We start from the raw sequence: 7946 nt of genomic DNA, 5'->3' as shown, positions 1-7946 counted from the left end.
GCCCCATACTGCACGCGTTTGTAACCGAAATTATCAAACTGCAAGCCCACGCGCGCGGTAGGCACGGCGGTAGGCTTCTGTGAAATAAAGTTGATCACACCGCCCACAGCTTCCGGCCCGTATAACGACGATGCCGGGCCTTTTACCACTTCGATATTGGAGATGGCAAGAATATTCATCTCGATCAGCGCATTATGATTGAATACACCCATCGGCCGAAGCGGGATGCCGTCTTCCATATACAAAAAATAGGCGTTGGTGCCCATGGGCTGTCGGATAGCCATGGCGTGCTGCTCGTTGTTGTAGTTAAGCATGGCCACCCCCGGCACTTTGTTGATAAGCTCAACAATGAGCGTGGGCTTGGCGTCGCTGAGGGTGGTGGGCGACAGTTTATTGATCGCCATCGGAGCATCAGTCCTCAGTTGCTCATCGCGGCTGGCGGTCACCACAACTTCTTTCATGGTGGTGACGGAAGCAACAAGTCCGATGTTGAGCGGTTCTCCAGGATGTGCCTTTATCTTCTGCGACTGGTAACCGATATAACGGACCTCAAGGCTGTCAAGAGGCTGAGCGCTGGTGATCGTAAAGGTTCCGTCTGATGCCGTGGTGATTCCCGTTTGTGCATTTTGAACCAGGATGCTCACGCCTGCGAGGGGTTCTTTGGTCTCGCCATCGAATACCCTGCCTTTGACGGATGTTTGTGAATAGGTGATGTGTGTTAGTATGAATAGCACACCTGCTATCAATAGTTTCATAAGCCGAATGTTCAGTGAATAGAATTAAAAAATACTGCCACACGGAGGCCAAAGTTTAAAGTTTGAAGTTTAAAGTTCGGCGGGTTCCGTATGAGGATGGGCTTATGCGAGCTTCGGTGGCTGGAAGATCTTAAAGTGGGGACTTGGCGAAATCGTTGCGAGGTAAGGCGGCTGATTTAGGGTACCAGCCAGATAGTGATGTGAATAGCAGGTATTGTCAAATTCGTTGTCGGGTGCGAAAAGGGTGATCTCGTGCGCATGGCCGAAGGTTACCGGCATCTTGTCAGCATCGTCGTTGTGCTGAATGGTGAGCCCCTGGTTAAAATCATAGTCGCTGCTACAAAGGGCAATGGGGATCTCCTGGATAAGGCCCACGGCATGGGCTATCGAATGACGCTCCTGGTAAAGATACGAGAGAATACCGAGCCTGCTGGCACAGTGCAGCATCATACTGCACAGGATCACAAGACTGATAATTCTTCTCATTGTGACCGCAAGCTATAACATTTCAGGCTGACAGACATGCGGAAGCGCACAAATTTGTATGATTTTATCCCAGGAATGGGCTGTATAAAGCGCTATTGCCCCGCCAGAAGATCACAAACGCCTTACCGAAGCAGCGTCACGATGCCCTTTCTTCTCGCTTCCCTGTATTCCGTCTTTACCTCGAGCGTGAAAAAATAACTGTCGGCGGGCAACAATTCTCCGTTAAGTCTGCCGTCCCATGAGCGTTCGAAGGAATCAGATTCAAACAAGAGCACGCCCTGCCTGTTGTAGACCTTCAGGTCAAGTTGCGCCCGCGAATCGGTTTTCAGCAGGGTAATTACCCAGGTATCATTCGCGTTGTCGTTGTTCGGCGTGAATGCTGTGGGAATATCGAGCGCCAGCTCTGAATCTGACATGGTCAGCGTTTTTTCATACCATTTACTGTAAGCATGGCCATCATTCAACCTGAACCGGACCTTCTGCGTTTTGCGTGTGGAGTCAGTGGTGGTGTAGGTAATGCTTTGCAACACTTTGTCATACTCTTCTAATGACGCCTCGCCCAGCAGTACCAGGACCCCGTTCTTTTGATCAAAGATGCCGCGAACATTGCTGGTGCTCACATTTCCCAGGTACGTTAACATGCTGGCGGAATCGAGCTCGGCTTCGGCGAAGGTCAGGCTTTCGTTATCTACATCGGCCGTTGTGACCTCTTTTGAAATTGCATTTTGAGCCAATGGTGTGATCACGATCGGCGCCGTGTCGAACGTAGCAAACGCCGGCGGATCGTTGACGGGCACAACAATGACCAGCGCCTCAAATACATTGCTGGATGCCGCGCCTTTAACAACTTTCACCCTGACAGCCAGGTTGCCATGGAAATCAGCATCTGGCCTGATGGTTTGCCCTTCAACAGCGTAATTATCGCCATCGACAATTGACAGCCTGAATCCATCTGGATAAGAATCGGATGGATCGCTGACGTTCAGATCAGACAATCGGAATGTATAGGCTGAATCTTCACTGATCGTAATCGGGTTCTGACCGAGGATCTGCAGCGTTCCTCTTTCCAACACACTAACCCTTGCATCAAACACATTACTGTCATCCTTTCCATCATTGACTTTAACCTTAACGAACAGCATACCCATGAATTCGGCCGATGGTGTGATGGCATGACCAGACACCGTATAATTTGTACCAGGCATTACCGTGAGGGTAAAGTCAGCAGGGTATTGATTGTCAGGGTCCGTAACAGAGAGATCCGTTAGCTTCAGGGTGACCGACTCGTTTTTGAACGTTGACAGTGGTGCCTGTGCCGTGATCACCGGCTTTACATTTGGCGCCACGATGTCATTTACAGTGATCTTAAAATCGAATGCGTCACTATTCGCTTTTCCATCGTTCACCCTGACCCTCACTGCAAGTGCTCCCACGAAGTTCTCACCTGGGGTAACAACTGCATCGGTGACTTTATAATTGCCGCCTGCCTCCACCTTGAGACGAAAATCATCAGGGTAATCGTTGTCAGGATCGCTGACCACCAGGTGACTTAACCGGATGGTAAAACTTTGGTTCTTGTTGATCGCAACGGGCACCTGACTGACAATGGTCGGTTTCACATTGGTATCATTGTCCCCATCGTCATCATCGTCGTCATCATCATCTCCGGGATCATCTCCGCTATCATCGCCGTCGTCTGCACCCGCTTTGATCACATCGATCTGAAGGTCGAACTTGTGGCTTTTCACTTTTCCATTGGTGACGCGGATCTTTACTTTCAGTTTACCCGTAAAATCAGCGGCCGGAGTGATTGTTGACCCGCTGACGTCATATTTTCCTTTGTCGCCCTTATCATCTTTATCATCGATCTCGAGGTAAAACCCGTTTGGGTAACCGAGTTCTGGATCGGCCTCGACCGTAATATCATTCAACCCGACCGTAATTGACTTTCCCTGAACGACCTGCAATTCCCGCTGGCTCTTGATCACGATCTTCTCAGGCGCCGGAATTGCCGCCTGAAGCAATACTAATAGACCCAACCACATCACCGCCCTCATATGCCATGGAAGCTATAAACTTTATACCCTGAACGACCAACCGGTTGTTAGCCTTCTTTCCGGCAGGTGATAAGCACATTTTTTCAATTCTTTTATGGGGGTAACGGCCACCTGATGTGCTTTACAAGCAGGATCAACTTTCTGAAACGCCACCTTATCAGAATGAGAGTTTTTTACATCGAAGACGACCAGGAGGACCGTTATCTTTTTGAGGACGCACTCAAGCTGGTAAATTATAAAATAGAATTCGAGGCGGCCGCCGGCTACGAAGAAGCTTTGTTTAAACTGAAAACCGGGAAACCACCGGCTTTGATCTTTCTTGACATCACAATGCCCATACGGAGCGGTATTGATTGCTTGAAGACCATTAAAGCCAATCCCCTGCTGAGCGGCATCCCGGTGATCATATACTCGGCTTCAAATGACCTGAAAGACGTTACTGAATGCATGCGCCTGGGCGCAGCAAAATACCTTGTTAAACCTAATGATCTTGAGACCTTATGCGCAGAATTACGAGCCCTGCTTTAATGCCAAGGAAGCAATACCTGACCCTTGTGCTCCTGACGATCTCCACCCACCTTTTTGCGCAAGGCGACGTGCCTTACAATGTTAAAATTCAGTTCATGGATGAGTACATCAGTGCGTCAAGCGCGTCCTGGAACAAGGTGAACACGGAATATCTGGTCAGCTTCAATCATCAGAGCCATTTCAAAAAAGCTTCTTACGCAAGCAATGGCACCCGCATGTTCCTTGAAACGAAGCTTATGTCGTTAGCGGAAGCACCGCAGGCTGTCGGTCAGGCCATCAAAAGACGTTACAGGTCATACATGATAGACGATATCTGGAAAACGGAGACATCCGATGATGTGATCTATAAACTTTTGATCAGGAAAGAAGACAAAATTTATTCGGTCGAGTTCTTTCAAACCGGTAAGCAAAAAAGCAAGACGAGGATCTGCCAGCAGAGAACTTAGATGCGTGAGCTCTATCGGCTCAGGCGGAGTAAGCCGGTGTTTGAAATGTCTTATTGAACGGACACACCATGTGAATTTCATTTAGTGAAACCTTGGTTCGTGCTAACAGGTGGCCGCTCATGTCGTAACGGTTAAACACGATCAATTCATCTTTTCCGTCTCCGTGTGATAAGATCGCTTCGACACCCGTCAGGAACATTCCCTCTCCAAGCGCGCGGGAATAAACGCCTATCAGTTTTCCAGACTGCTTGCTCAGCACAAGCTCTTTCAAGATTGCCTTGCGGTTTTTTACAAAATCCAATGGTGTGTAGTCTAAAGAAGCGGGGGGCTCGGATACTTTTTTGCCAATAAGAAATTTAATTTTTTCAGCAAAGTTCATCGATGCAGGTATAGTTTATAGTCGCTTCATGCTTGTAAAAAATTATGCCAGCATCACGCTGATAACAGGACGTTTTGGAATAGTGTTTTAAAGACCATACTTTACAAAAAAGTCCTTGCGTGATGATGTTCCACTATTCTGATCTGCATGACAATCGAAAAAGTCGATCTTCTACCGCTGACTTTAATTGACGATGATGAATTGTCTCATGTCATTTTTAAAGCGATCATGAGAAACCATTATCGGCATATTCCCGTGAATACCTACTTAAGACCCCTGGAGGTTGTCGATATGATCACCAGCAACACGTTTCGCGCTTCCGTTATTATTCTTGACATCAATATGCCTGTTATGACTGGGTGGGATTTTTTACGCCAGCTCCAAGCCCTGAATGTTCAGCTGCCAGTCTTTATGCTCTCGAGCAGTGACGATCCGAGGGATATAAAACGCGCGTCAGAATTCAGCAATGTAGTGAGGTATTTCGTCAAGCCACTTCGAATACAGGATCTGGATGTGATCGTCAAAACGGCGCGCAATTCGCCATAGGAGCACGGTGCCTGATTCTTTCGCCAACAAATATCATTCATGAAGCGGTCACCCGTGGGGTAGAATTCAGGCGTGTGATAAATTGATCGAATAATGGAAATGTGGGTGATATTGTTGAAAAGAATGCTCCAGCTCAAACTGCATAACATTTTTAAGGTCCTGGATGAAGATCAATTTATTGGACTTTTCGTCGTTTAGCACTACGCCTTTTTCCGTGACATTGATAATGCGGAAATAGGCACTTTGCCACATCTCCCCCATCAGCCTGAACCTGATGCAGATATCAGGGCGCAGGTCTTTCAGAGAATGCAATAACTTTCTCAGCTCCAGGACAGACAATTGATTGTCAGTGATAGGTTGCACAATTCGTTTCTTTCTAAACTAATGCCACAATAAAAATTGCATGCCAACATAATAGCCAGTTTTTTTATTGAACGCGCGGCGTAAAAAAATCCTTCAGGAAATGCCTCAGCTCGGAATATTCATAATCTTTTTTGAAAAACGCTATCCCGGTAGGGTCATCGATCCTGAAAAACTCCACCTCCTCACCATAGACAATTATTTTGGCTGCATGGTATTGGAGATCGTCCTTTAAACTTTTCAGGAACATATTGATACGAATGCCCTGCATCGACAGATCCAAAAAGATCAAATCAAACCTATGGGAAGTGGTCTTTAAAAATTGCAAAGCTTTTTGACTGTCGAGTATGGTGAGTACGATGGCGTCTTCGGCAACTTCAGACGATGCTTCTGAAAACCCCTGGTGATCATCGGGGTCATCGGAAACAAGCAAACACGTTATTACAGGCATTAACGAAAATAGTTATCTGATCAAAATTCTGAGAGATCGCGTGCAAAACCCGTAATTATCCTAAATGATAATTCAGGCTAGCCGTTGGTACCAGAAAAAGTTATGCCATGATGCCAGGAAATCGGGCATATTATTTTCCCTGAGACTGGTAATACATAAATTTTGTATGAAGTCAACTAAATCACTAAAAAAAGTTTTGATCATTCTCGGCGAAAGGCTCGCGGAACTCAGGATAAAAAAGGGGTATGAAACGCAAAAGGAATTCACCTCAAAGTATGATTTACCGCAGATTCAATACTGGAGGATTGAAAAGGGAAAAGCAAACATCACGATCAAAACCCTTGTTAAAATCCTGGCCATTCATAACATGACCCTCAACGAGTTCTTTTGTCTGGTAGCGGAAGATGAGCACATACGCTAACTTAGGTAAAATCATTTTTACCAGGTGAAATTATCTTTTACGATAGTTGTGGAGAGGATTCAACAATTATCTTCTGTGATAATTTATTGTGGAATAATTCCCTCATTTGAATTGAAGAAACCACCGTGCTCCTGAGGGGGCAAACGCCATCCAGGCAGATAATTTTTCAAACCTTCCGCAAGTAAGGGCACCATCATCATACTGTGCTCTCTTACCCAAAGGCTCACAATCACGAAATTTAAGGAATTTAAGGTAAATACGGAATTCAGTCGCTATTTTGCGGCCTGGATTATTTGAACCCCCTCCATGCAGCTTTTTGCATCCCTGCGGAAAGAGTTTTCTAAGACAGTCATTGTGCTAGCCATGACCCTGCAGGTTATTAACATCAGCATCGATCCTGCCGACCAGTTCACCGGGGCGGAAGACATGGCCATCAACGAGATCGAAAGCTGCGTAGAGCTGGTTCTGGAAGTAGTGCTCGATTACCATGGCGCCATTGACGAAACCGACGAGGCTGACGATTCCACACAGCGCCATGCCAGCAACATCATTCTTTTTACCTTAAAAACCTGCAGCCTGATCAGCGAGAAACCTTACAGGATCGTTTCAGTAAAAAATGCATACGGATATTTTTCGCAGTTCACATCGCTGAGCCTGCCCATCGTATCGCCACCACCGAAGCACCCCTCATCAGCAACATTGGCTTAACACTTTGTTAAAAATTCCGGCTGATCTGAAATGACCGCAAGGCTGTTCAGAAGCCCTCGTTTCATTTTTCATTGCAATCAATTCAAATTGATATAAAATCATTACCAAACATGACCTTGTTATCACAGACCAATCGTGCCATAGAAAAGATAATCGAATATTTGGTCTTCGCTGCGCGCTGGCTCCAGGCGCCTGTCTATCTCGGCCTCATTATCGGTGCAGGCCTGTACGTTTACAAATTCGTAGAAGAGCTGGTATTCCTGGCACAGAACGTTGTTGTTCTTACGGAAGTCGAGGTGATGCTGGGGATCCTGGGGCTGATCGACATTTCAATGGTCATGAACCTGCTCGTGATCGTCGTGATCGGCGGGTATTCCATTTTCACCTCGCGCATCGACTTCGACGAGAAAGAAGACCGCCCCCAGTGGATCGACCACCTGGATGCTGACCGTTTGAAAGTTAAACTGTCTACATCGCTGGCATCCATTTCAGGTGTGCACCTGCTCAAAACTTTTATCGATATTCACTCCGAGGCAAAAACCGATGGCTTCGAGGCCATGAGATTCGAGATCGGCATTCACATGATCTTTATCATATCGGCGTTGATGCTCACGTGGATCGTGAAGATCCTGGGGAATAGTGCCGAGGTTAAGAGGGTGAAGGCTTAGCTGATGAAGGCGTGGTGGGTTGGGTTGTTGGTGAAGAACATGAACAACGGCACACCAACAACGGCGGCCAGGGCGTGTGTTGGGCGGTATCCGGGAAAATGATAAATTAATTGCCGAACAACAGGTGTCATTGCACCTAGA

At 46.8% G+C, this 7946-nt stretch carries 12 protein-coding genes; 6 read left to right on the top strand and 6 right to left on the bottom strand.

The genetic code is table 11. The annotated features are described in order from the left end of the window. The 3 genes from KK083_RS26070 to KK083_RS26060 all read right to left on the bottom strand — a co-directional run. The coding region (locus KK083_RS26070) for a TonB-dependent receptor (protein ID WP_254168972.1) at nucleotides 1-755 on the bottom strand (755 nt) is incomplete at its 3' end. A 102-nt stretch (nucleotides 756-857) separates the two neighbouring features. Continuing rightward, the gene (locus KK083_RS26065) at nucleotides 858-1241 is read right to left on the bottom strand and encodes a hypothetical protein (RefSeq protein ID WP_254168970.1); all 384 of its coding nucleotides are present in this window, start codon (nucleotides 1239-1241) and stop codon (nucleotides 858-860) included. Nucleotides 1242-1363: 122 nt separating this feature from the next. Then, nucleotides 1364-3286 (bottom strand): T9SS type B sorting domain-containing protein, encoded by a 1923-nt coding sequence (locus KK083_RS26060; protein WP_254168968.1) that lies wholly within the window; start codon nucleotides 3284-3286, stop codon nucleotides 1364-1366. A 174-nt stretch (nucleotides 3287-3460) separates the two neighbouring features. Between KK083_RS26060 and KK083_RS26055 the strand changes: the two genes are divergently transcribed. Both KK083_RS26055 and KK083_RS26050 read left to right on the top strand, forming a co-directional pair. Then, nucleotides 3461-3826, top strand: a complete 366-nt coding sequence (locus tag KK083_RS26055; protein ID WP_254168966.1) for a response regulator — start codon at nucleotides 3461-3463, stop codon at nucleotides 3824-3826. Then, complete coding sequence (locus KK083_RS26050) at nucleotides 3799-4272, top strand: hypothetical protein (protein ID WP_254168964.1); 474 nt, start codon at nucleotides 3799-3801, stop codon at nucleotides 4270-4272. Before KK083_RS26055 ends, KK083_RS26050 begins: the two co-directional genes overlap by 28 nt. A 19-nt stretch (nucleotides 4273-4291) precedes the next feature. On the opposite strand, the gene KK083_RS26045 is transcribed toward KK083_RS26050, so the two are convergent. After that, entirely contained in the window at nucleotides 4292-4651 is a 360-nt protein-coding gene (locus KK083_RS26045) for a hypothetical protein (RefSeq protein ID WP_254168962.1), read from the bottom strand. 147 nt (nucleotides 4652-4798) lie between these two features. Between KK083_RS26045 and KK083_RS26040 the strand changes: the two genes are divergently transcribed. Continuing rightward, nucleotides 4799-5197 carry a response regulator gene (locus KK083_RS26040; RefSeq protein WP_262899610.1) on the top strand — a complete coding sequence of 133 codons (399 nt, stop codon included), beginning with the start codon at nucleotides 4799-4801 and terminating at the stop codon, nucleotides 5195-5197. A 66-nt stretch (nucleotides 5198-5263) separates the two neighbouring features. Here KK083_RS26040 and KK083_RS26035 read toward each other — a convergent pair whose 3' ends face one another. Next, nucleotides 5264-5560, bottom strand: a complete 297-nt coding sequence (locus KK083_RS26035) for a hypothetical protein (RefSeq protein WP_254168958.1) — start codon at nucleotides 5558-5560, stop codon at nucleotides 5264-5266. A gap of 64 nt (nucleotides 5561-5624) precedes the next feature. Beyond that, on the bottom strand, nucleotides 5625-6008 hold the full coding sequence (locus KK083_RS26030) for a response regulator (protein ID WP_254168956.1): 384 nt from the start codon (nucleotides 6006-6008) through the stop codon (nucleotides 5625-5627). A 166-nt stretch (nucleotides 6009-6174) separates the two neighbouring features. On the opposite strand from KK083_RS26030, the gene KK083_RS26025 reads away from it, so the two are divergent. The 3 genes from KK083_RS26025 to KK083_RS26015 all read left to right on the top strand — a co-directional run bounded on the left by KK083_RS26025 (nucleotide 6175) and on the right by KK083_RS26015 (nucleotide 7805). Next, nucleotides 6175-6429 carry a helix-turn-helix domain-containing protein gene (locus KK083_RS26025; RefSeq protein ID WP_254168954.1) on the top strand — a complete coding sequence of 85 codons (255 nt, stop codon included), beginning with the start codon at nucleotides 6175-6177 and terminating at the stop codon, nucleotides 6427-6429. Between the two features lie 306 nt (nucleotides 6430-6735). Then, complete coding sequence (locus KK083_RS26020) at nucleotides 6736-7137, top strand: hypothetical protein (RefSeq protein WP_254168952.1); 402 nt, start codon at nucleotides 6736-6738, stop codon at nucleotides 7135-7137. Nucleotides 7138-7247: 110 nt separating this feature from the next. Further along, entirely contained in the window at nucleotides 7248-7805 is a 558-nt protein-coding gene (locus KK083_RS26015; protein ID WP_254168950.1) for a TIGR00645 family protein, read from the top strand. Nucleotides 7806-7946: the final 141 nt, after the last annotated feature.

It is taken from the genome of Chryseosolibacter histidinae, assembly GCF_018598225.1.
Taxonomy (GTDB): domain Bacteria; phylum Bacteroidota; class Bacteroidia; order Cytophagales; family Cyclobacteriaceae; genus Chryseosolibacter; species Chryseosolibacter histidini.
This window is presented reverse-complemented; position numbering and strand designations above follow the sequence as displayed.